This window comes from Micromonospora sp. NPDC023869 (assembly GCF_055559695.1).
The window spans coordinates 11,732-33,911 of the sequence record NZ_JBVHKD010000017.1 but is presented as its reverse complement, the minus strand read 5'-3'; the positions used below and the strand labels follow the sequence as shown (position 1 = coordinate 33,911).

Genomic DNA, 22,180 nt, shown 5'->3' with positions numbered 1-22,180 from the left:
GGTACGCCCATGGTGGCCCGACCGTCTGCTGTCCGGCCGGTTCCCGGACACCGGTGTCGGTCGGACGGCGTCACCCGGCGGCGCGGCGGCGGCCGGTGCGGCAGAGTCGACCGGATCGTGCGCCACCGGCCGGACCGGTCACAGCGGCGGCGTCGCCGGCACGGGTGTGCGACGTCGCCGGTGCGCGAAATCGAACAGGGCGATCGCCAGCAGCACCAGGTTGGCGCAGACCACCGCGAGCAGCGGGGTGAGCGCCAGCGCGACCGGGGCGAGCGCGCCGAGGAGCGCGACGCCGGCCAGCAGTGGCCAGGCGACCCGACCGAAGACCTCGTACTCGAAGCGGGTCCGACCGATGAGGAAGATCGCCGGTCCGCCGACGACGACGGCGAGCAGCTCCGGCTCGACCGTGCCGGTCGGCTCGGCGATGATCAGCTTCGCGCTGGCGGCGGCCGTCACCACCCCGGCGATCATCAGCAGGTGGGTGTACGGCGCGGACCGCGCGAACCGGCCCGGCTGCCGGGCCTTCTCGATGGCCTGGGTCAACTGCGCGGCGGCGCGGTGTACGTAGATCCGGAACAGCAGCGTCGCGCTGGCGAACGCCACCACGATCGCCGCGGTGCGCTCGGCGGTGACCGGGTGTGCGCTGTACGTCAGGCCGGCGACCAGGATGATGTCGCCCAGGGCGATGATGAAGAACTGGTGGTACCGCTCGGCCATGTGTTCGGCGATGGGGTTGAACTGGGCCGCGCCGATCCGCCGCCGACCGGGGAACGGGTAGCCGAACGCGAAGGCCAGATAGTCGACGGCCGCCGCGCCGCCCCACCACCACAGGCGCGTCGTGCTGTCGGCGAAGACGCCGGCGATCCACCCGACGGCCGAGACTCCGAACCACGCCCAGATCCGTACCGCCCGTCGGCGCGGGACCGGCTCGTGCAACGTCAGGAAGAAGAGGAACCCTCGACCGAGGTGACTGGCCACGTAGGCCCCGGCGAAGATGGCCGCCCGGTCGGCGAACGCGGACGGCAGCGCGGCGGCCATCATCAACGCGCCGAACATGACCCCGACCGTCACCACCTGGATGACCCAGCTATCCGGGTTGTAGAGGTCGGTGACCAGAGTGGTCAGCACCCACACCCACCAGACGGCGAGCAGGACGACCACGGCCTCGGCGACGCCGCGCCAGGTCAGCTCGGTCACCAGACTCTCGGACAGCAACGCGAGCGCGACGACGAAGACGAGGTCGAAGAAGAGTTCCAGGAAGGTGGCCCGGCGTGGGGTGGCGGCGCTGCGGAGCAGGCTGTTGGCAGAGGTCATCGCGGCACCCGGCCGCCCGCCGGCACCGTCGCTGCGGCTGGCCCACGAAAACTCATAAGGGACATATAGTATTAAATATCCGGGCTTGGGGCGGTGACTCCGGCGGCTCTCCGGCAGAGCCGGCGGTGAAGGCGCGCAGCGGTCGTCGCGTACGCCACAGGTGTTCGCTGACCTGCCACCCGGACTCCGCCGACGGTCGCAGGGCGGCGGACCCGGGCCCGGTTCGCGCCGTGGGCACCGGGCCGGGACCGGCGAACCGTGCCGCGACCACCCGCATGCCACGCCGGGCCCGCAGCCGACCGACGATCGGCGCTACCAGGCCCCGGGCCGTGTCGGTGATGCCGCGCCGGAGACGTCGCCCGAGGTGACGCAGGCCGTACCGACGGTTGACCCACCGCAGCAGCAGGACCAGCAGGATCGCCAGCTCCACGACGGTCAGGACGGTCGGCAGCGTCTGCCGGTGGGTGTCCAGGAAGCCGCCGAGCTCGCTCAGGGACGGCGTGTCCAACCGTGCTCCTCCTCGCGCGGTAGCGGCCTGCGCACGGCGCAGCCGCCGTCGAATGCTAGCCGTGGACGGACCTTCGCTCCCGGCCCGGCGATTCCCTGCGGCGCAGGTAAAGTCCCAGCTCAGAACGCGTGGAGAAGCTTCCGGCGGGCTGGTCGGCCGGCGGATGAGCTCTTGGTGACGAACAGTCTGCGTCCCCGTCGTCGGGCTGGTCCCTCCGGCAGCGCGGGCGCCCCGGCCGGCGGGCGGCGTCCGAGGCGCGGTTGACCTTGCCCAAAGGGCCGGGCCGATGATGAGTCGGTCCACAAGCGCCAGGCCCGAGGAGAACCATGAACGACGACCTCACCGCTGGTGAGTTCCAGGTGATGACCGGCTTGTCGGCCAAGGCGTTGCGCCTGTACGCGGAGCGCGGCATCCTCGCCCCGGCGTCGGTCGACCCGCGCTCCGGGTACCGGCAGTACGCGCGCTCGCAGGTGCGACACGGGATCATGACCGATCTCCTGCGTCGTGCCCAGGTGCCCCTGTCCGAGCTGGGGGAGGCCGCCGACTTCCCGTTCGCGCAGTGGCGCGACAAGGTCGTCATGCGGCGCAGCTTCGAGGACTTCTTCCTGGCCGTCGCCGAGCACATCGCCGAGTGCGACCCGGCGGACCTGATCGCCCACCGTCAGGCCGCACCGAGCCTGGAGTGGGTGGGAGTGATCCTGGATCTCGACATCCCCGACGACGTGGAGGGCACGGTCGGGCGGATGTCCGAGATGGCCGCCGTCACGCCCGAGGTCGACCGGGCGTTCGGCGAGGCCCTCGCCGACCTGGCGGTGCCCCGGGCCGGCCTCTGCTGGGCCGCCGCTGCGCAGTCGGTCGGGGCCGGCGCGGCCTCCCGGATGCTGCTGGCCCGTCCCGGACCCGCCGGTCTCGACGAGGCCGCCCGCGACCTGATCGAGGAGCGGGTGCGCTCCCGGACCGGAGAGTCCGTCCGCGCGGTGACCGGGACGCTGCCGGCCCGGCTGGAGATCACCTTCACCGCCGGCGCAGACGGCGACCTGTCGCCCGTCGAGGAGGCGGCAGCCGGATACCTGTACGTGCTCGCCTTCGGCGAGTACACCGCCCGGCACGGCCTGACCGCGTTGTCCCCGATGCCCCGGGAGGTCAGCCACGGCCCGTCGCTGTTCTCCGACGACCCCGCACACCGCTCGGTCAGCGTCTTCGACACCCGCGCCTGACGCCCGTCACCCGGTCGGGTCCGACCACGGGTCAGCGTAGGCATCCACCGTCTGCTATATATGGGAACGCTTCCACAGGCGGTCGACGGATTCTGGTCCCGCCTGGGCACCCGTGACGCACCGGAGGTCGGACGCCGGGTGCCCGGCGGCGGACCGCCGCCGTGGCGACCATCGGAGGACAGGCATGCGCACACTTCTCGCCGCGTTGACCGCCGCGCTGACACTCGCCGTCACGGCCGGCAGCGTCCCGTCCGACGCCGCGAACGCCTCGCATCGCGGCTCCTGCACCCGGCACATGCTGTTCTGCGAGGACTTCGAACGCCTGCCGCGTGGCGGTGCCAGCAGCCTGAACTGGGGCATCGACACCCGCAACGGCACGCTCACCGTGGAACGCACCCACCGGGGCAACCAGGTGCTGCACGTCCACACCGTCGACAACGGACGCGCCTTCCTGCGCGTCGACGACTTCGCCGCACCGGGCAACCGCTTCTACGGCCGGATGCGCCTGCGCGTGGACGCCTTCCCGACCGCCCCCGACTGGGCGCACTTCACCCTCGTCGAGGCCACCGGCAGCGGCAGCAGCGAGGTCGTCCGCCCGGTCGGCGGCCAGTACGCCCCCACCGTCCCCGGCATCTTCTGGGGGATCGGCGCCGACGGCGGACCGACCGGCGACTGGACCAACTGGCGCGAGTCCGCCCCGGTGGTCGAGGACACCTGGCAGTGCTTCGAGTGGAAGCTCGACCCGACCGACAACCGCGTCACGGTCTGGATCGACGGAGTCGCCAACCCGGAGCTGACCGCCTCCACCACCGAGCACGGCGGCAACGACGTGCCGTTCGTCCTGCCGAACGTCAACACCGTGAAGATCGGCTGGCAGCTCTATCAGGGCGGCACCACCCCGGGCGCGTTCGACCTCTGGATCGACGACATCGCCCTGGCCAGCCGCCGCCTCGGCTGCTGACCCGGGGATCAGGCCGGTCCGACGCCGGCGCAGCGCGGCGAGACGGGTGACGACGGCTCGGATCGCCGTGCTACACCCGTCTGGCCCGGACGGCGTCGTAGGCCACCCGCTGCTCGCTCCGGCGACAGCCGCTGGATTCGCCGAACGAGGCGTGTGGCTGGCTCTGCATCACGCCGATCTCGCGGTTGTCGTCGGTCACCTTCTGCCGGCCGAGCGAGACCCAGGAGCCGCGGTTGGCGGCCTGGTCGACGATGGTCTCGCCGTACTCCACCTGGTCGGACAGGTTCGGCACGTCCGGCACGTGGACGCTGACCTCGTAGGTTCCCTTGGGTAGGCCGGCCAGCCAGAACATCACGTAGGGAACCGCACAGTCCCTGCCGATCCCCACGGGCACCCAGCCCCATCGCCCGGTTGCGCCGCCGGAGGACTCGTACCGGATCTCGCCGATCACGTCGTTGGCCGACTCGTAGTACCAGTAGCGGTACGTCGGGCCGCTCGGGTGCTCCGGCATGGTGCTGGTGGTGGAGGAGTTGACGCTGACGACGTACTCGGTGCGTTTGCGGCCCGGCGTCGCGGACGCGGAGCCGTCCGGCCGGCTCGGCGTCCCGGACGAAGGCCGAGGTGACGCCGACGATCCCGTCGGCGCGACCGAGGCCGACGAACTGGCAGGGGCGGCCGGGTCCGCCGTGGTGGGGGTCGCGCCGACGTCGGCGGCGTCCGGACCTGCGGAACGGGCCGCCTGGTACGCGGCGAACGCCACACTGGCGGCGACGAACCCGACCGCGCACAGTGCCACCGTGCGGACGTGCAGGCTGGCGATCTTCTGGTTGATCAGGCCCGCGACGATGTTGCCCGCGAGACCGAGGAGTGCGAGCACGCCCGCGACGAGGAGGAACTCCGGCCAGGAGGTGGGCATGTGCGCATCGTATTCGAGGATCAGGAGTGATCGATTCCCGTCCGGTGGGCGCTGCCGTTCCGTGCAGGTCCGGCGGGAGTCCGGGTACCCTCGGGCGGGTGCGGATCATCGCGTTCCTGGCTGTCCTCCTCGTCGTGCTGGCCGCCGTTGCGCTCATCGGAGCGGTGCTGACGGCCGGTACCCGACGCCGCCGTCACGCTGCGCAGGTGTCGGCGCGGTGGACGGTGCGCCACTACGCCATCCCCGGTCGGGGGCACACCGTGGTCGGTGTCAGCCTCACCGACGCCGACGGCCGGATCCACGGTGAGAACGTGGTCGCCCGCATCCCGGACGGCGCTCCCGACTGGCAACGCGACTTCGTCGCGGCGCGGCAGGAGGCCGAGGAACGCGCCTTCCACCTCAACAGCGACCGCCCGCCGATGCTCGGGAGCTGACGCCGCCGGGTCCTGCCGGTGCGGCACCGGCGGCTGGGCTAGCCTGCCTGCTCATGGAGGCCACCGACGACCGTCTCGAACTGGTCGTCGACCCGGCCCGGCCCACCGGGCGCACGCTCCTGGCCGATGGCGTCGAGCAGTCGTACGTGGACCTCGCCGACCCCACCTACCTGCACTTCGAGTACGTGCGCCGGATGGCCGCCGTGGCCGATCTCGCCGCACCGGCCGGTGATCCGCTCGACGTGCTGCACCTGGGCGGCGGCGCGCTGACCCTGCCGCGCTACGTCGCGACGACCCGGCCCGGCTCGGCCCAGCTGGTCGTCGAGCGGGATCCGGCCGTGGTCGACCTGGTGACCCGGGACCTGCCGCTGCGGCAGCCCGGCATCGAGGTCCGGGTGGCCGACGCGCGGCAGGCGGTCAGCGATGCCCCCGCCGACGCGTACGACCTGGTGTTCGCCGACATCTACCGGGCGGCCCGGATGCCGCCGCACGTGGCCACCGTGGCGTTCGCCGCCGAGGTCGCCCGGGTGCTGCGCCCGGACGGCGTCTACCTGGTCAACGTCACCGACCTGCCGCCGCTGGTCCTCGCCCGGGTGCAGGCGGCCACCCTGCGTGCGGTCTTCGCCGACGTCTGCGTCGTCGCCGACCGGCGGATGCTGCGCGGCCGGCGGTACGGCAACCTGGTGCTCGCAGCGGCCAACCGCCCGGGTCGGCTGCCGGTGTCGCGCCTGGTGACGCGGGTGCAGCGGGACCCGTTGCCCGGTGCGGTATTGCACGGGCCGACGCTCGACACCTTCGTCGGTGGTGCCCGCCCCCGCACCGACGACCGGTCACGTCCTTGACTTCGAGTGAGGTTGAGGTTCGAGACTGGGTCCGGTGGCCACGATCACGGGGAGGCGTACGGATGCAGGCAGCGGTGTTCCGGCAGGTCGGCGGGCCGGAGGTGCTCACGTGGGGGAGGATCGAGACCCCAGAGGCGGGACCCGGCGAGGTCCGGGTACGTGTGCGGGCCGCCGGCGTGCAGCCCATCGACTGCGCCGTACGGGCCGGGGTGATGCCCGCCGGGGCGACACCGACGTTGCCGGCGGTGCCGGGCAACGAGTTCGCCGGGACGGTCGATCAGGTCGGCGCCGGGGTCACCGGGGTCGCCGTCGGCGACGAGGTGTTGGGCTTCGGGTTCATGAACGCGGCGGCCGAGTACGTCGCGGTGCCCGCCGAGCAGGTGACCGCCAAACCGGCCGCGATGCCCTGGGAGGTCGCCGGCGGTTTCAGCGGTGCCGCCCAGACCGCGCACATCGCCCTCGACCAGATCCGACCCGGGCCGGGGGAGACGCTGCTCGTGCACGGAGCGGCCGGCGCCGTCGGTGCGGTCGCCGTGCAACTCGCCCTCCGGGCGGGAGCCCGCGTCGTCGGCACGGCCAGCGCCGCCAACCAGGAGTACCTGCGGTCGCTGGGCGCCGTGCCGGTCGTCTACGGCGGGCACCTGGCCGACCACCTCCGTACGCTGCTGCCCGAGGGCGTCGACGCCGTGCTCGACGGGGCCGGCGGGGAGGCCCTCACCCTGTCGCTCGCGCTCTGCCCCGACCGGTCCCGGATCCTCACCCTGACCGCGCACGCCCGCGCCGTCGACCTCGGTATCCGGACCACACCGAACCTGCGTTCCGCCGCCCGTCTCGCCGCGCTCGCCGATCTCTACGCCGTCGGCGACCTGCGCTTCCCGATCCGCCGCACCTATCCGATGGCCCGGGCCGCCGACGCCCACCGAGAGGTGGAGACCGGACACGGCCGGGGCAAGGTCGTTCTCGTCGCCTGACCGACCACCACGCCGGCACGTCTCGACCCGCCGCCGACCTCTGTCCACGAGGGACGTGCTGCTTCGTAGGGGCTTGCGGCGGCCCCGCCGCCGAGTAGGTTCGTCGACGTGGACCTGGAGGACATCGCCGCCCGGCTCGGCGTACCCGTCGAGGACGTCGCGCGCGTCGGGCAACTCGCCGGTGACCGGCCGTCGGCCCCGTTGCCCGCGAAGGCCGACGCGCCCGCGATCCTGGACCGGCTCGCCGTACGCCCCGACGACGCCGCCGAGATCATGGCCGGCTGGCCCGATCCCGACTCGGCGCTGTGGACCCCGGAGCTGCGGTGGCTGCTCGACCGCTCGATCGCGCTGGTCCGCGCCGACCTCGGCGGCCACGAATGGCTGCCGCCCGGCCCGGAGCTGCCCCGCGATCGGGGACCGGCCTGGCGGCACCTGTACGTGTACGCGTACCTTGCGCTGCTCGACGTGGTGCGGGCCTTCCACCGTGACCACGGCGTCCCCGACGCGGTGTCCTGGGCGACCCTGGCGGACCTGGGCCGCAACCTCGCGATCGACCGGCGGATGCACCGCGAGGGTTGGCCGGTCATGCAGAGCTGGTTGACCCTGCACGCCCGGGGCAGCCTCTACGAGCTGGGCCGGTTGCAGCACCAACGCGGCGACACGATCGGCCTGCACATCCCCGAGGCGGGGCCGTTGACGCCGCAGGCGGTCACCGACTCGCTCGACGCGGCCCGCGCCTTCTTCCCGCGTCACTTCCCCGACGAGCAGCACACGGCGTTCTCCTGCGGTTCGTGGCTGCTCGACCCGCAACTGCGCGAGTACCTGCCGGAGGACTCCCACATCGTCGGGTTCCAGCGCCGGTTCACCCTGGAGCCCTACGAGGAGCCGGAAGGCATCGACGCCGACGTCGAGGTGCTGCGGTTCGTGTTCCGCAGCCTGAGCACGCCGCTGGACGAGCTGCCGCGCCGCACCGTGCTGCAACGCGCGGTCGTCGACCACCTGCGCGCCGGTCGCCACTGGCACTGGCGTCGAGGCCACTTCCCGGTCTAGCCGTCGGCGTGGGTGCCGAAGTCAGCCGGTCGGCTGCTCCGGCGCGCCGCGCCGCGCCGCCTCGGGCCCTGGCACGGCCGCCCGCTGCCCGGGCACCTCGTCCGGGGCGTCCGCCGACCCGTCGGACCCGGCTGCGGCCGCGACCGCCGGTGGCTCGGCCTGGGCGGTCGCCTCCTGCAGCGCGGTACGCGCCACCACCTGCTGCAACGTCACGGTCCGCTCGGAGCGACCGCGCCCGATGAAGCTGACGAACCAGTGCAGCACGGCGGTGACCCGGTTCTTGAAGCCGACCAGGTACAACAGGTGCACGGCGAGCCAGAGCAGCCATCCGGTCAGTCCGGCCAACCGCAGCCGACCGACGGTGGCCACCGCCGAGAAGCGCGAGATGGTCGCCATGCTGCCCTTGTCGCGGTAGCGGAACGGCTGCCCCGCCGGCTCGCCCCGGAGCCGCCGTAGGATCTGCCGGGCCGCGTGCCGCCCGCCCTGGATGGCCACCTGCGCCACGCCCGGAAGCCGGTCCAGAGCCATCAGGTCGCCGACGACGAACACCTCGGGATGTCCGGGCAGGGTCAGGTCCGGCTCGACCCTGACCCGACCGGCCCGGTCGGTCTCGGCACCGGCCCGGGCGGCCAGGTGCGCGCCCAGCGGCGAGCCCGACACCCCGGCCGCCCAGATCTTCGTCTTGCACTCGATGCGCCGCCGCCGGCCGTCCCGGTCGGCCACCTCGATGCCGTCGTCGTCCACGCCCACCACCATGGCGCCCAGTTCCACGTCGACACCGAGGCGGTGCAACTGCTGCAACGCCTTAGCGGAGAGCCGGTCGCCGAACGTGCCGAGGACCGAGTCACCGGCGTCCAGCAGGACGATCGTGGCCTTGCGCGGGTCGATGCGGCGGAACTCGCCCGGCAGGGTCCGGTGCGCCAGCTCGGCGATCTGTCCGGCCATCTCCACGCCGGTCGGTCCGGCACCGACCACCACGAACGTCATCCACCGCGCGATCGCCGCCGGGTCGGTCTCCAACTCGGCCAGCTCGAACGCCCCGAAGATCCGTCCGCGTAGTTCGAGCGCGTCGTCGATGCTCTTCATGCCGGGCGCGTGTTCGGCGAACTCGTCGTGGCCGAAGTACGACTGTGTCGCCCCGGCGGCGACGATGAGGCTGTCGTACTCGACGCGGAACGTGGTCAGCGGCGCGTTCGCGGTGACCGTCCGGGTCTCCAGGTCGATGTCGGTCACCTCGCCGAGCAGGACTTCGGCGTTGCGTTGGCGGCGCAGGATCTCGCGGGTGGCGGGCGCCACCTCGCCGGGGGAGAGGATGCCGGTGGCGACCTGATAGAGCAGCGGCTGGAACAGGTGATGGGTGGTCCGCGCGACCATGGTCACGTCCACCGGCGCGCGGCGGAGCGCCTTGGCCGCGAACAGCCCGCCGAAGCCGGATCCGACGATCACCACCCGGTGTCGCCGGTCACCGCTGTCCGTGCTCTCGGTGGTCCTGTCTCGGTTCATCTGCGCCCTCCGTCCCGGTGTGAGCCACGCCCTCGGGCGTCTGCACGTCATCCTCAAGCGCGCTCCCGGCCGGACGGAACCGGCGGCTCGATCAATCTGTTCTGATTTCCGGTACGTCGACGGCGAAACCCGCACCACGGCGGGCTCCGGGTGTAGCGGGACCTGGGCACCGTGTCCGGCACCCCGCGCCGTACGTTGCCTCTGTGACGGTGCTCACCGGCGTCACCCGTCGGCAGGTCGGCGCCGGCACGTGGACGGACCGTGACACGAACGTGCGGAGCGTCAGCAAACTTGATTGATTCCAAAAGAGTGGAGTAGGTTGGCCGGCATGACGTCCGACTTCGAGGCCCAGCTCCGCGCGGTCTCGTTGCGCGTGACCCGGCCCCGACTGGCGGTGCTCGCGGCGCTGCGGGACCACCCGCACGTCGACACCGACGCGGTGACCCGGCTGGTCCGGGCCGACCATCCCAGCGTGTCCCACCAGGCCATCTACGACGTGCTGCGGGCGCTGACCGACGCCGGTCTGGTGCGGCGCATCCAGCCCGCCGGAGCCGTCGCCCGGTACGAGTCCCGGGTGGGGGACAACCACCACCATGTCGTCTGCCGCTCCTGCGGCGCGATCGCCGACGTGGACTGCGCCGTCGGCGACGCACCCTGTCTCACCGCCTCCGACGACCACGGTTTCGTGGTCGACGAGGCGGAGGTCGTCTACTGGGGCACCTGCCCCGACTGCGACCGCACGCACCACCAGTGACACGCACCACCAGTGATCCGCCAGGTCGGAAGGAAGCAGCACATTGAGTAACCCACAGCACGACGGTCCGACGAGCGCCCAGGGCGTGGACAAGAAGGCCGAGTCCGGCTGCCCGGTCGCGCACGACTCGGTGACCGCGCACGGCAGCGAGAGCGAGAACCCGGCGATCGACTCGCCCACCCCGAAGACCGGCGGTCGCCCGCGTACCAACCGGGACTGGTGGCCCAACCAGCTCGACCTCTCGGTGCTGCACGCCCACTCGTCCAAGGGCAACCCGCTCGGCGCCGACTTCAGCTACGCCGCGGAGTTCGCCAAGCTCGACGTCGAGGCGCTCAAGCGGGACATCACCGAGGTCCTCACGACCTCGCAGGACTGGTGGCCGGCCGACTTCGGCCACTACGGCGGTCTGATGATCCGGATGAGCTGGCACGCCGCCGGCACGTACCGCATCGAGGACGGTCGCGGCGGCGCCGGTGACGGCGGGCAGCGCTTCGCCCCGCTCAACAGCTGGCCGGACAACGCCAACCTGGACAAGGCCCGCCGCCTGCTGTGGCCGGTCAAGCAGAAGTACGGTCAGCAGATCTCCTGGTCCGACCTGCTCGTGCTCGCCGGCAACGTGGCCCTGGAGTCGATGGGGTTCAAGACCTTCGGCTTCGGCTTCGGCCGCCCCGACGTGTGGGAGCCCGAGGAGATCTTCTGGGGCCCCGAGGACACCTGGCTCGGTGACGAGCGCTACGTCTCCGAGCAGGAGATGGCCAAGGGCGTCGGCGCGACCGAGATGGGCCTGATCTACGTCAACCCCGAGGGCCCCCGCGGCAACGCCGACCCCCTCGCGGCGGCGCACTTCATCCGGGAGACCTTCGCCCGGATGGCGATGAACGACGAGGAGACCGTCGCGCTCATCGCCGGTGGCCACACCTTCGGCAAGACCCACGGCGCCGGCATCGCCGACGACCACGTGGGCCCCGAGCCCGAGGGCGCTCCGCTGGAGACCCAGGGCCTGGGCTGGCTGAGCACCCACGGCAGCGGCAAGGGCGCCGACACGATCACCAGCGGCCTCGAGGTCACCTGGACCGACCGGCCGACCGAGTGGAGCAACCGCTTCTTCGAGATCCTCTTCGGCTACGAGTGGGAGCTGACCACCAGCCCGGGTGGCGCCAAGCAGTGGGTCGCCAAGGACGCCGAGGCGATCATCCCGGACGCCCACGACCCGTCGAAGAAGCACAAGCCGACCATGCTCACGACGGACCTGTCGCTGCGCGTGGACCCGGCGTACGAGCGGATCTCCCGCCGGTTCCTGGAGAACCCCGACGAGTTCGCGCTCGCCTTCGCCAAGGCGTGGTACAAGCTGCTGCACCGCGACATGGGCCCGGTCAGCCGCTTCCTCGGCCCGTGGGTCCCCGAGGCCCAGCTCTGGCAGGACCCGGTGCCGGCCGTCGACCACGAGCTGGTCGGTGACGCCGACGTCGCCGCACTCAAGAGCAAGGTCCTGGAGTCCGGGCTGAGCACCGCCCAGCTCGTCTCCACCGCCTGGGCCTCGGCCGCCAGCTTCCGCTACACCGACAAGCGGGGCGGCGCCAACGGTGCCCGGATCCGCCTCGAGCCGCAGCGTAGCTGGGAGGTCAACCAGCCGGAGCAGCTCGCTGCGGTGCTCAAGACCCTGGAGGACATCCAGCGGGAGTTCAACTCTGCCGGTGGCGCGAAGATCTCTCTGGCGGACCTGATCGTGCTGGCCGGCTCCGCCGCTGTGGAGAAGGCGGCGCGTGACGCCGGGGTGGAGATCACCGTGCCGTTCCACCCGGGTCGCACCGACGCCAGCCAGGAGCAGACCGACGTCGAGTCGTTCCGGGTCATGGAGCCGCGTGCCGACGGGTTCCGCAACTACCTGCGCCCGGGTGAGAAGACCCAGCCGGAGGTCCTGCTCGTCGACCGGGCCTACATGCTCAACCTGACCGCGCCCGAGATGACGGTCCTGATCGGCGGCCTGCGCTCGCTCGGTGCCAACGTCGGCGAGAGCCGCCACGGTGTCCTCACCGACCGGCCCGGCGTGCTGACCAACGACTTCTTCGCCAACCTGCTCTCCCCGGGCACCCGGTGGAAGGCGTCGGAGTCCGAGGAGCACGTGTACGAGATCCGCGACCTGGCGACCGACCAGGTGAAGTGGACCGCCACCGCGGTCGACCTCATCTTCGGCTCCAACTCGCAGCTCCGGGCGCTCGCCGAGGTCTACGCCAGCGACGACGCCCGCGGCAAGTTCGTGGCCGACTTCGTCGCCGCCTGGACCAAGGTGATGGAACTCGACCGGTTCGACCTGGCCTGATCCGGGTCCCACCGAGAGGGCCCCGGTCGATCGTCGACGATCGACCGGGGCCCCTCCCGTTTTCGGAGACCGCGCAGTCGCCCTATCCGACGCGGCGGGCGACCAGGAGACCCGCCCCTGCGGCGACGGCGACGAACACGACGACCACGGTCAGCGCCTGGCCCAGCGTCGCGCCTCCGCCCTCGGCCGAGGACCCGCCACCCGAGGCGGCAGGCGGCGCCACGGTCGCCTCCGGCGGGTTCTCCAACACCGCGTTGGTCGCGATCAACCTCGGTGCCGGGTAGTCGCTGTCGGCGGTACGGTCGATCCAGTCGAGCGAGTTGCCGTCGGCACACCGTTGCAGCACCGGGAAGTGCAGCGTGTCGCCCGCCTGGGCGGCGATCCGGGCGGTCACGCCCACCTGGGCGGTCTTGCGCCCCGGCCCGGTGAAGGTGACACGGTCCCCGGAGAGCGCGGCGGACCAGCCCTCCGGTTCCACGGTGCCGGTCGCGGTCACCCCCTCGGGCAGCGCCACGACGAGTTGCGTGGTGGGGGAGTCGTCGCAACTGTGGTCGTAGGCGAACGTCAGGGTCGTGCTGCCGTCACCGTTCGGCTGCGCCCCCGCGACCTCGACGTGCGCCGAGGCCGGCGCCGCCCCCAACGCCAGGTACGCGACCACGCCGCCCGCCACGGCGGCCGTCCGGATCCACCGTCGCGACGTCATCCGACGTCCACCGTGACGCGGGCGACCGGACTCTCGTACTTCGAGGTCCGCACGCTGACCTGGACCACCCACGAGCCGGCGAGCGGCAGGTCGACGACCGCCTCGTACCGGCCGGGCCCGGTCGGCGACAGCGTCCGCTCCAGCGGGCCGACGTCCATCGCGGGCAACTGGACCGTCAACCTCGGGTCGTCGACCGGCTCGACGGGTTGCCCCGCCGCGTCGAAGAGATTCAGTTCCATCGAGTTCACTCCCACCACCCCGGGGGTCAGCCGGACCACGGCCCGCCCTGACCCCAGCGGTGCCTCCACCAGGATCGGACGCTCCCCGGCGTCGGCCGTCGGACGCGTACCCGCCTCGGTGACCGGGCTCTGCGTGACCAGGAACCCGGTGGCGGCGACCACACCGACCAGCAGCGCCGCCTCCCACCGGACCGACCGGCGCAGCAGCCGCCACGCCGCCGCAGATCCCTCGTCGCGATCGGTGGCCACGACGCGGGGCACCAGACGGAAACGGTTGTGTGCGGCCACCGCCAGCACCACGACGGTCAGCCCGACCTTCGTCAGCAGGGCCAGACCGTAGGCCGTGCCCCACAGCGCCGCCCAGGACCCCATGATGCGCCAGCCGAGCAGCACCCCGGCGACACCGAGCAGACCGACGAGGACGGCGGCGGTGCGCGAGAACGCGGACACCGTACGCGCCGCTGCGCCGGGCGGCAGGTCGGCCGACCGGGTCAGCGTCCACGCCAGGGCCACCAGTCCGCCCAGCCATACACCGGCGGTGACCACGTGCAGCACGTCGGCCGGGACGACCAGCCAGGCCGGACCGTAGGTCCGGGTGTGCCCGACCAGGGCGACCGCCCCCCAGGCGAGGACCACACCGGCGAACGTCACCGCGGTCAGCGCCGCCCGTCGCCCGGTCGCCCCGCCGGACGGCGCAGACCCGGCCGTCGCGGTGGCCCACCAGGCAGCACCCAGACCCAGCACCACCAGCAGGCTGCTCAGGGACTCCTCCGCACCGAGGCCGGCGGTCCACAGCGCGGGGTCGACCAGTCCGTCCAGGTCCCGGCCGTCCTGCCAGGCGGGGACGGCCGGCACCAGGACCAGCCGCGCCACCACGGTCAGCCCCACCGACCAGGCGGTCAGCCGCAGCAGCCGCCGCCGCAACACCGGCGCGTCGGCGCGCAGCAGCACCAGCAGGAAGACCAGGACGCCCGCACCGACCAGCAGACCGAGGTACGCGAGCGCCTCGAAGACCTGACGCAGCACGTCCAGCCCGCGTCCCGGACTGCTCTCCGGCACGGCCACGGTGGAGCTGCTCGGTGCCCCCACCGCGAAGCTGAACCCGCCCGAGACGGGATGGCTGTCGGCGGAGATCACCCGGAACGTCACGATGTAGGTGCCGCCGGGCAACTCCGGCGGCACGGTCAGCACCACCGTTGTGTCCACCGACCGGCTGTCGGCGGACACCTCCTCGCCGGCCGCGTCGAGCAGCCGGACGCCGCCCGGGCGTACCGCCACCGGCTCGTTGAAGGTCAACGTGATCTGGGCCGGCGTGGTCGCCAGCACGGCACCGTCGGCCGGGTCGGTGCCCAGCAGGACGGCGTGGGCGGAGGCCGGCGCTGCCGGCAGGACGGCCGCCAGCAGACCGAGCAGGCCAGCGAGCACGATGGACCATGTCCACCGCGCCCGCCCGCCTGCCGCCGTCCGCCGTGCCGCGAGGCCGCTACGGGACGTCACCTGGTTCCCGCCCGTCAGGCCGTCCTGCGGGTACGCACCAGCGCCAGCCCGCCGGCCAGCAGACCCAGCGCGCCGAGCACCAGACCGATCCACCCCACCGCGCTGCTGCCGCCACCGGACTCCGTGCTGGTCTGGGCCACCGGCTGCACGGCGGCGTCGTCGGCGTCGCCGTCGGCCGCGGCGGTCAGCACGAACTTCGGCGCCGGATACTCCAGCTCGTCGGCGTTCTGACCGTCGGCGGGCATCTGCACCCAGGGCGTCTCACCCTGCTCGCAGGTCTGCACCGAGGGGAACGCCAGTGTCTCGCCGGCGGCGTCGGGCAGCTTCACCGACAGCTCGAAGGTGTCCCGCAGGTCGTCCGGCAAAGGCGTCCTGGCGGTGTAGACCACCTCCGCGACCCGCTGGGTGACCTCGTTGCCGTGGCTGTCCTTGACCGGCGGGTTCAGGTCCGCCATCACCTTCTCCACCGTCCAGTTCGGGTTCACCGTCGGCGTGACGGTGACGATCTGCTCGGGGATCTGGATGGACACCTTGGTGGTGGCGGAACCGTCGCAGCCGTGCGGCACACCCATCGTCAGCACGGCGTACGAGCCGGCGGTCGTCACCGACGGGCTGATCGTGACGTGCGCGGCGGCCGGTGAGCCGGTGAGCGCCACCGTCGCGGCGGTGAAGAGCCCGAGAGCGCCGAGCTGCGCGACCCGACGACGTGTGAAGAACATGTCTGGACAACCTTCCGGGAGGGGTGCGGCGACCGGTGCGTACGCACCTCGCTTACCTGGTCGGGCGCACCCCGCCCGGAGTTCCCGGCATCGCCGGGGATTTCTGCCCCGGTCAGGAATCCTCGCGGGTGCCGAGGGCGAACCGGATGGTGGTGGTCAACCGGAGGCTCCCGCCGTCGGGGGACAGCACGTCTGCCACGTCGGCGAGGGCGGCGGGCAGCCGTTCCGGCGGGATGCTCTCCAGGATCGCGCGGGATCCGTGGGACCAGACCCAGGCGACGAAGTGGTCGCTGTCACGGAACCGGCTCTCGAACGGTACGTCGTGCACGGTGACCTGGTGGTAGCCGGCGCGGCGCAGCAGGTCGCCGGTCGACTCGCGGGTGGCGAAGTCGTCCTCCCGGCCGGTGGCCGGCGGTTGGCGGCGCTCCGGCGGCAGGTGTCGGGCCAGCGTGCCGAGCGCCTCGCTGAAGCGCGGGTCGTAGGCGGCGAAGGTGGTGACGCCGAGCCGCCCGCCGGGACGCAGGAGCCGCCGGTAGGCGCGCAGTGCGGGCAGCGGCGCCGGCAGCATGAACACGACGAGTCCGGCGAGCACCGCGTCGAAGGTCGCCTCGGGTAGGGCCGGGTCCTCGGCGTCGCCGATCTCCACCCGTACGTGCGGGAGGTGGGTGGTGTCGGCGCGGGTCAGGTCGACCATCGTCGGAGCCAGGTCGATGCCGACGACACCGCCGGTGGGCCCTACCGCCTGTGCTGCGGGCACCAGGACGGCGCCTCGTCCGCACCCGACGTCGAGGACCTGTTGGCCGGGGCGCAACCCGGCCCGGCGTACCAGTTCCCGTCCCATCGGGCCGAAGAACTCCACACCGACGCGGTCGTAGGTGGCGGCGCTGCGGTCGAACACCGCCGCCGTGTGGTGGCTGGCGCGGCTCGCGCTGATTCGGTTACTCACGGGCTTCCCCCTGGGTCTCTGGTGGTGCCGTCGAACCATCGATCGTCGTACCTCTATACCCAGCTCGCCTCGACCTTAACGACCACGGTATTCGTTCCAGACCGAAACTCGACCACTATCAACTATCTTGAAGTTCTGCCGTTGCAGAATTAAGAAAATCAAGATACAACTAGTTCCAGGTACGTCGTCGACGGCAGGGGGCCGCAGGTGGACTGGCAGGAACTGACGGATCTGACCCGTGGGCAACCGTTCGTCGTCGAACGGGTCCGCCTCACCGACAGCGGCATCGCGGTCGAAGGACAGTTCGAGCCGCCGCAACTGGCTCAACTCGGCGTCGACGACCAGGTGTTCGTGGCCGCGTTCGTGCGGTCGCACGGGTCGATCAAGGAGATGGAACGGATCTTCGGGGTGAGCTACCCGACGATCAAGTCCCGACTCAACCGGATCGCCGCGCAGCTCGACTTCGTGGACACCGACCCGGCGCCCACCGGTGCCGACGTCGTCGACCGGCTGCGACGAGGAGAGATCGACGTCGCGCAGGCACTGGCGGAGCTGGAGCGGTCGCGATGATTCCGCAGCTGGTGACGATCCGCCACCGCCGCACCGAGGGCCGCTGGCGGCGACGGTTCGTGCCGGTCCTGCCGGTCCTGCTGCTGATCAGCCCACTGTTGCTGCTCGCGTTGCCGGTCGCACTGGTCGCCTGCCTCGTCGTCCGGGTGAACCCGGTGGCCGCGCTGCGGGATGTGGGGCGGGTGCTGGGGGCCCTGCCCGGCACCCGGATCGAGGTCGCGCAGGGCGGCAAGACCCTGCTGGTAAGCGTCAGATGAGCCGAGGAAGAGGAACGACATGAACGAACAGCGCCGCCAGATCCTGCAGATGCTGGCCGACGGAAAGATCACCGCCGACGAGGCGGAACAGCTCATCGGCGCGCTGGAGCGCGAGCAGCCGGAGTCGCCGTCGGTCGTCCTGACCCGCCCGAAGGCCCGACCGAAGTACCTGCGCGTGATGGTGACCACGCAGGACGAGGACGGTCCGGGCCGGGTCAACATCCGGGTCCCGCTGCAACTGCTGCGCGCCGGGGTACGCCTCACGAGCCTGGTCCCGCCGCAGGCGCTCAGCAAGGTCAACGTCGAGCTGGCCAAGTCGGGCGTGCCGATCGACCTGACCCAGCTCAAGCCGCAGCACATCGAGGACCTCGTCGAGCAGCTCGACGACATGACCATCGACGTGGACCAGTCTGAGGCCAAGGTGCAGGTCTTCTGCGAGTGACCCCGACCGACGCACCGGGGCCGGCCTGCGGGGTGGTGTCGGGGCCGGGTGGCTCGACACCCACGCGGCCCCGACACCGACGTGCTACCTGTCGGACAACAGTGACGCGACCGCCTCGGCGGTGCTCGGGTGCGCCTCCACCAGGACCGCCGCGCCGCTGCGAGGAGCATGCCAGTCGCCCCGGACACCGAACAGCTCGGCGACCGCGTCCACCGGCTCCGGATGACCGGCCAGCAGGGCGTGCACCGGCCCGGCGACCCCACCGGAAGCGCGCGACGCGACGGCCGGAGTGGCGGGCACGCCCAGCCAGGGCGGCACCCAGGAGTCCAGTGCGGACAGGCTGCCCGGAAACGTACGCCCCGCCTCGCGGACCAGCAGCGGCACCGACTCGGCGCCGTGCTCCCGCAGTGTGGTGACCAGGTTGGGCAGCCAGGGCAGCAGGACCGGGTCGGGGAGCCGGGCGAACGCCGTCGACATCGTCTCCACCACGAACGGTGTGAGCCCCGGCACCGGTTCCAGCGCGTGCACGAACCCGGACAGGTACTGCGGGAAGGCCGGCACCACCAGCGGGTTGGCCAGCAGCTCCTGGCACTGGGCCCGTAGCTCGGTCAGGGGCAGCAGCCCGAGCTGGTGACGAGCCGCCCAGAGCAGGGCCACCTTGGCCGGCGCCTGCGGATGTGACTGACCCACCGCGAGTTCGAGCTGGGACCGGTCGCAGCCCAGCGAGAGCGCCAGGCTCTCCAGGCTGAACAGGAAGCCGAGCATCGCCCCGACCTGCCGTACGCCGGTCTCCTCCTCGACGAACGCGGTCGGCAGCAACGTGCAGTAGTGCGCGTACCCGGTGGTCACGAACGCCGCGCACCAGGCCGGCAGCGTCGGCGCGGTGGCCTGGTGGTGGGCGAGCAAGCGGCGGATCCGGCGCAGCACGCGCGGTGCGTCGTCGACGGTGCGTTCGGCGGCGAGCAGCTCCACCGCCCGGGTGCCGAGTTCGTCGACCAGCCGAGGGCTGTCCAACAGCCGGATGGCGTCCTCCACGGCGGCGAGAGCGCCGGCGGCGGTGGCGTCCGGGCCGTGTGCAGCCCGACGCAGGCGCTGTTCCAGCACCTGTTCGACGGTCACCCCCTCGTACCCGAGCTCAATGAGCGCGCGTTGGTGACGGCCCAGTGCCAGGTCCCAACTCTCCTGGATGGACCGGTGGCCGAGCCGACGCTCACCCATGATCGGACGGACCGCGCCCGGCGGCAGCACGTGCCGCAGCATCCAGAGCAGGTCCGAGCAGCCGGCCAGCTCCGGGTTGCCGTGCAGATCCAGCAACGCCCGCTGCACGGTCCGCTTCTCCAGGTCCAGCCCGAGCGGCTGGAGCCGGTCCAGCACGTCGCGGGCCAGTGGCGGCAGGGCGTCGTAGCCGACCTGCCCGATCCGGTCCCCGCCGAGCAGGATCTCGCAGAGCCGCCGCACGTCGCGCCGACCCGGCACCACGTCCTTCTCGATGCAGGTCACCGCCGCGTCGGCGAAATCGTACGGAGTGGGCCGGGCCCGGTTGCGCAGCCCGGCCAACAGGATCGAGGTCTCGAACACCGCGATCGCGTCGGCCGTGCTGGCCAGGTAGCCGTTGCGTCGTGCCAGCCGGACGATGTCCACGCACCACCGGCGCAGCTCCGCCTCGTCGAGCCCGTCGAGAGCGGGCGGCGCGGCGAGGAACCCGGAGAGCCGGTCGCTGACCGCCTCGTCGGGTGCCGGATCCGGCTCACCGCGTCCCCGCCGGCCCCGGGACGTGCCGCCCCGCTGACCGTCCAGCCGGTACGGCTTCAGACCCGACCCGCTCACCGTCTTGGTCCAGCTCGCCGCCGCGATCGACACCGAACCGGGCGCGAGCCGGAACTGCGCCTCGATCGCCGAGTGGCTGGACGGGATCAGGCCGTACCGCCACCGGGTCGCGGTACGCGGGGAGATGTCGAAGTCCGGTGCGGTCGAGTCCAGACCGAACTGCGCGACCCGGCTGGCGGCGTGGAAGGCGCCGCAGACGTAGAGACAGTCCTCGGGTGCGGCACCGGAGGCCGCCAGGTGCTGTCGGATCCGGGTCCACATGTAGCGTTCCCGGTCCTCGTCGCGGTCGGTACGGTCCGACCCGGCGGGACGCAACCGCCGGAACAGGCTGCCGATCAGCACCATCACCTGCCGATAGGTGTCGTGGTCGGCGACGGTGAGCGGCCGTTCGACGTACTGGTCCCACCACTCCGACCAGTGCCGCACCTTGCCGTGGTGCAGCAGGTGCGCCTCCAGCTCGGCGAACCGGGGACGCAGGTCGCCGATCTCCACACCCACCGCGTCGCCGTGCAGGGCGACCTGCTCACCCGCCTCGGCACCGCCCTCCGCACCGGCCACCTCGTCCTGGGGTGGGGTCTCGCCCCGGGGCGACCACTGGAAGACGTGATCGGTGGAGCGGTCGACCAGCACCAGTTCCACCCCGGGCGTCTCCAACGCGTACGCGATCGCCTGGTATTCGGCGGACGCCTCGGTGACCGGCGCGATCACGCTGAGCGGACCCCACGCGGCGGGGAAACCGTCGAGTTCGGAGGCGAACGCCTGCACCGCCACCGGCAGCCGACAGTTGCGCAGTTCCCCCAGCAACGGTCGCAGGTCCTCGCAGAGCTCCAGATAGATCACCCGAGGCTGCTTGTTCCGCAACCGGCGCACCATGGCCAGCGCGGAGGCCGGCGAATGGTGGCAGACCGGGAAGATCTCCAGCCGCTCGCCCAGGGCCCGGTCCACGTCGTCGACCATCCCGGCGAGGATGTCGGCCAGCGCGTCCGGACCGCCCGCGAACGCGGCGGCCGCCTCGGTGAGCTGGTCACGCAGGGCGCCGAACGCGCCGACGGTCGCCGGGGCGCTCATGACAGGGCGGCGATCGCCTGACGGCCACCGTCGAGGAAGCCGCGCCACTCACCGCCGCCCTCGGTGGCCCGGGGCTCCACCACCGCGTGCAGGTACTTGTTGAGGATCGCCAGGTCCTCCGGGCTGCGTCGGGCCAGCGACCCCATCAGCGAACCGGCAAGCGTCTCGGCCCGCAGGGTCCGGTCGCCGAAGAACTGGCTGTGCAGGATCGCGTCCTCCAGCACCCCGATCTGCTCGGCGGTGGACAGCGCCGACTCCAGCTTCTCGTCGTCGCTGGTCGCCGACGCGGCGGCGGCCCGCAGGTCGGCGAAGCTCTGCAACAGGATGTCCAGCAGCGTGGGCGGCACGTCCAACTCCACGTGGTGGCGGCGCAGCAACTCCTCGGTCCGGAACCGGACGATCTCCGCCTCGCTGCGCTTGTTGGTGACCACCGGGATCCGGACGAAGTTGAACCGTCGTTTCAGCGCCGACGACAGGTCGTTGACGCCCCGGTCCCGGCTGTTCGCGGTCGCGATGATGGAGAAACCGGGCTTGGCGAAGACGATGTTGTCGTCGTTCAGCTCGGGGATGGAGACGTACTTCTCGGACAGGATGGAGATCAGCGCGTCCTGCACGTCACTGGTGGAACGGGTCAGCTCCTCGAAACGGCCCACCACACCCTGCTCCATCGCCGTCATGATCGGCGACGGAATCATCGACTCGCGCGACTGACCCTTGGCGATCACCATGGACACGTTCCAGGAGTACTTGATGTGGTCCTCGGTGGTGCCGGCGGTGCCCTGCACCACGAGCGTGGAGTTGCGGCAGATCGCGGCCGACAGCAGCTCGGCGAGCCAACTCTTGCCGGTGCCCGGGTCACCGATGAGCAGCAGGCCACGGTCCGACGCCAGCGTCACGATGCTGCGTTCGACGAAACTGCGGTCGCCGAACCACTTTTGCGGGATCTCCCGGTCCAGACCGTCGGCGCGTTCCGAACCGAGCACGAACAGCCGGACCATGCGCGGGCTCAGCCGCCACGAGTACGGCTTCGGACCGGTGTCCACCGACTCCAGGAAGTCGAGTTCGTCGGCGTACTTGACCTCGGCGGGGGCACGCAACATCTCGGACATCAGGGGTGTCTCT

The 22,180-nt window shown here is 72.0% G+C and carries 21 protein-coding genes; 11 read left to right on the top strand and 10 right to left on the bottom strand.

The annotated features are described in order from the left end of the window. Positions 1-138: 138 nt before the first annotated feature. Entirely contained in the window at positions 139-1,314 is a 1,176-nt protein-coding gene (locus tag ACZ31C_RS30165; protein WP_465798160.1) for a low temperature requirement protein A, read from the bottom strand. A gap of 52 nt (positions 1,315-1,366) precedes the next feature. Next, positions 1,367-1,822 carry a hypothetical protein gene (locus ACZ31C_RS30160; protein WP_465798159.1) on the bottom strand — a complete coding sequence of 152 codons (456 nt, stop codon included), beginning with the start codon at positions 1,820-1,822 and terminating at the stop codon, positions 1,367-1,369. Positions 1,823-2,148: 326 nt separating this feature from the next. Between ACZ31C_RS30160 and ACZ31C_RS30155 the strand changes: the two genes are divergently transcribed. After that, complete coding sequence (locus ACZ31C_RS30155; protein ID WP_465798158.1) at positions 2,149-3,039, top strand: MerR family transcriptional regulator; 891 nt, start codon at positions 2,149-2,151, stop codon at positions 3,037-3,039. Positions 3,040-3,223: 184 nt separating this feature from the next. Next, entirely contained in the window at positions 3,224-4,000 is a 777-nt protein-coding gene (locus ACZ31C_RS30150) for a hypothetical protein (RefSeq protein ID WP_465798157.1), read from the top strand. Positions 4,001-4,070: 70 nt separating this feature from the next. Here ACZ31C_RS30150 and ACZ31C_RS30145 read toward each other — a convergent pair whose 3' ends face one another. Then, entirely contained in the window at positions 4,071-4,916 is an 846-nt protein-coding gene (locus ACZ31C_RS30145) for a carbohydrate-binding protein (protein WP_465798156.1), read from the bottom strand. Between the two features lie 98 nt (positions 4,917-5,014). Here ACZ31C_RS30145 and ACZ31C_RS30140 point away from each other — a divergent pair, with 98 nt between their 5' ends. The 4 genes from ACZ31C_RS30140 (at position 5,015) to ACZ31C_RS30125 (ending at position 8,213) form a co-directional block, all read left to right on the top strand. Next, positions 5,015-5,350, top strand: coding sequence for a hypothetical protein (locus tag ACZ31C_RS30140; protein ID WP_465798155.1), 336 nt, complete (start codon positions 5,015-5,017; stop codon positions 5,348-5,350). A 53-nt stretch (positions 5,351-5,403) separates the two neighbouring features. Next, positions 5,404-6,192 carry a spermidine synthase gene (locus tag ACZ31C_RS30135; protein WP_465798154.1) on the top strand — a complete coding sequence of 263 codons (789 nt, stop codon included), beginning with the start codon at positions 5,404-5,406 and terminating at the stop codon, positions 6,190-6,192. Positions 6,193-6,254: 62 nt separating this feature from the next. Beyond that, positions 6,255-7,163 carry an NADP-dependent oxidoreductase gene (locus ACZ31C_RS30130; RefSeq protein WP_465798153.1) on the top strand — a complete coding sequence of 303 codons (909 nt, stop codon included), beginning with the start codon at positions 6,255-6,257 and terminating at the stop codon, positions 7,161-7,163. Positions 7,164-7,271: 108 nt separating this feature from the next. Beyond that, positions 7,272-8,213 (top strand): acyltransferase domain-containing protein, encoded by a 942-nt coding sequence (locus ACZ31C_RS30125; RefSeq protein ID WP_465798152.1) that lies wholly within the window; start codon positions 7,272-7,274, stop codon positions 8,211-8,213. A 21-nt stretch (positions 8,214-8,234) separates the two neighbouring features. Here ACZ31C_RS30125 and ACZ31C_RS30120 read toward each other — a convergent pair whose 3' ends face one another. After that, positions 8,235-9,716, bottom strand: coding sequence for an NAD(P)/FAD-dependent oxidoreductase (locus ACZ31C_RS30120; RefSeq protein WP_465798151.1), 1,482 nt, complete (start codon positions 9,714-9,716; stop codon positions 8,235-8,237). Positions 9,717-10,044: 328 nt separating this feature from the next. Here ACZ31C_RS30120 and ACZ31C_RS30115 point away from each other — a divergent pair, with 328 nt between their 5' ends. Next, complete coding sequence (locus ACZ31C_RS30115) at positions 10,045-10,470, top strand: Fur family transcriptional regulator (RefSeq protein ID WP_396748056.1); 426 nt, start codon at positions 10,045-10,047, stop codon at positions 10,468-10,470. Positions 10,471-10,513: 43 nt separating this feature from the next. Beyond that, a complete protein-coding gene (katG, locus tag ACZ31C_RS30110; RefSeq protein ID WP_465798150.1) occupies positions 10,514-12,790 on the top strand; it encodes a catalase/peroxidase HPI in 2,277 nt (758 codons plus the stop codon). An 82-nt stretch (positions 12,791-12,872) separates the two neighbouring features. On the opposite strand, the gene ACZ31C_RS30105 is transcribed toward katG, so the two are convergent. The 4 genes from ACZ31C_RS30105 to ACZ31C_RS30090 form a co-directional block, all read right to left on the bottom strand. Continuing rightward, positions 12,873-13,493, bottom strand: a complete 621-nt coding sequence (locus ACZ31C_RS30105; protein ID WP_465798149.1) for a DUF1775 domain-containing protein — start codon at positions 13,491-13,493, stop codon at positions 12,873-12,875. Next, positions 13,490-15,229: a copper resistance CopC/CopD family protein gene (locus ACZ31C_RS30100; protein WP_465798148.1), complete on the bottom strand. Its 1,740-nt coding sequence runs from the start codon at positions 15,227-15,229 to the stop codon at positions 13,490-13,492. The genes ACZ31C_RS30105 and ACZ31C_RS30100 overlap by 4 nt, the downstream gene beginning before the upstream one ends. A 14-nt stretch (positions 15,230-15,243) precedes the next feature. Further along, positions 15,244-15,948, bottom strand: a complete 705-nt coding sequence (locus tag ACZ31C_RS30095; RefSeq protein ID WP_465798147.1) for a YcnI family copper-binding membrane protein — start codon at positions 15,946-15,948, stop codon at positions 15,244-15,246. Positions 15,949-16,060: 112 nt separating this feature from the next. Next, positions 16,061-16,882 (bottom strand): class I SAM-dependent methyltransferase, encoded by an 822-nt coding sequence (locus ACZ31C_RS30090; protein ID WP_465798246.1) that lies wholly within the window; start codon positions 16,880-16,882, stop codon positions 16,061-16,063. Between the two features lie 219 nt (positions 16,883-17,101). On the opposite strand from ACZ31C_RS30090, the gene ACZ31C_RS30085 reads away from it, so the two are divergent. From ACZ31C_RS30085 to ACZ31C_RS30075, 3 genes are read left to right on the top strand one after another with little or no spacing between them, the layout of a single operon-like run. Further along, positions 17,102-17,464 carry a DUF2089 domain-containing protein gene (locus ACZ31C_RS30085; protein WP_396748066.1) on the top strand — a complete coding sequence of 121 codons (363 nt, stop codon included), beginning with the start codon at positions 17,102-17,104 and terminating at the stop codon, positions 17,462-17,464. Continuing rightward, a complete protein-coding gene (locus ACZ31C_RS30080) occupies positions 17,461-17,721 on the top strand; it encodes a hypothetical protein (RefSeq protein ID WP_465798146.1) in 261 nt (86 codons plus the stop codon). Before ACZ31C_RS30085 ends, ACZ31C_RS30080 begins: the two co-directional genes overlap by 4 nt. A 19-nt stretch (positions 17,722-17,740) precedes the next feature. Then, the gene (locus ACZ31C_RS30075; protein ID WP_465798145.1) at positions 17,741-18,163 is read left to right on the top strand and encodes an SHOCT-like domain-containing protein; all 423 of its coding nucleotides are present in this window, start codon (positions 17,741-17,743) and stop codon (positions 18,161-18,163) included. Positions 18,164-18,247: 84 nt separating this feature from the next. Here the strand turns inward: ACZ31C_RS30075 and ACZ31C_RS30070 are convergent, their stop codons facing one another. Next, on the bottom strand, positions 18,248-21,058 hold the full coding sequence (locus tag ACZ31C_RS30070; RefSeq protein WP_465798144.1) for a DUF5682 family protein: 2,811 nt from the start codon (positions 21,056-21,058) through the stop codon (positions 18,248-18,250). Then, positions 21,055-22,167, bottom strand: coding sequence for an ATP-binding protein (locus ACZ31C_RS30065; protein ID WP_465798143.1), 1,113 nt, complete (start codon positions 22,165-22,167; stop codon positions 21,055-21,057). Before ACZ31C_RS30065 ends, ACZ31C_RS30070 begins: the two co-directional genes overlap by 4 nt. Positions 22,168-22,180 lie beyond the last annotated feature (13 nt).

Excerpts from the sequence above, each read along its gene's own strand:
- ACZ31C_RS30080 (WP_465798146.1), top strand. The coding sequence starts at position 17,461 with ATGATTCCGCAGCTGGTGACGATCCGCCACCGCCGCACCGAGGGCCGC.
- ACZ31C_RS30130 (WP_465798153.1), top strand. The coding sequence starts at position 6,255 with ATGCAGGCAGCGGTGTTCCGGCAGGTCGGCGGGCCGGAGGTGCTCACG.
- ACZ31C_RS30105 (WP_465798149.1), bottom strand. The coding sequence starts at position 13,493 with ATGACGTCGCGACGGTGGATCCGGACGGCCGCCGTGGCGGGCGGCGTG.
- ACZ31C_RS30065 (WP_465798143.1), bottom strand. The coding sequence starts at position 22,167 with ATGTCCGAGATGTTGCGTGCCCCCGCCGAGGTCAAGTACGCCGACGAA.
- ACZ31C_RS30095 (WP_465798147.1), bottom strand. The coding sequence starts at position 15,948 with ATGTTCTTCACACGTCGTCGGGTCGCGCAGCTCGGCGCTCTCGGGCTC.
- ACZ31C_RS30120 (WP_465798151.1), bottom strand. The coding sequence starts at position 9,716 with ATGAACCGAGACAGGACCACCGAGAGCACGGACAGCGGTGACCGGCGA.
- ACZ31C_RS30155 (WP_465798158.1), top strand. The coding sequence starts at position 2,149 with ATGAACGACGACCTCACCGCTGGTGAGTTCCAGGTGATGACCGGCTTG.
- ACZ31C_RS30075 (WP_465798145.1), top strand. The coding sequence starts at position 17,741 with ATGAACGAACAGCGCCGCCAGATCCTGCAGATGCTGGCCGACGGAAAG.
- ACZ31C_RS30145 (WP_465798156.1), bottom strand. The coding sequence starts at position 4,916 with ATGCCCACCTCCTGGCCGGAGTTCCTCCTCGTCGCGGGCGTGCTCGCA.
- ACZ31C_RS30135 (WP_465798154.1), top strand. The coding sequence starts at position 5,404 with ATGGAGGCCACCGACGACCGTCTCGAACTGGTCGTCGACCCGGCCCGG.
- ACZ31C_RS30150 (WP_465798157.1), top strand. The coding sequence starts at position 3,224 with ATGCGCACACTTCTCGCCGCGTTGACCGCCGCGCTGACACTCGCCGTC.
- ACZ31C_RS30165 (WP_465798160.1), bottom strand. The coding sequence starts at position 1,314 with ATGACCTCTGCCAACAGCCTGCTCCGCAGCGCCGCCACCCCACGCCGG.
- ACZ31C_RS30115 (WP_396748056.1), top strand. The coding sequence starts at position 10,045 with ATGACGTCCGACTTCGAGGCCCAGCTCCGCGCGGTCTCGTTGCGCGTG.
- ACZ31C_RS30070 (WP_465798144.1), bottom strand. The coding sequence starts at position 21,058 with ATGAGCGCCCCGGCGACCGTCGGCGCGTTCGGCGCCCTGCGTGACCAG.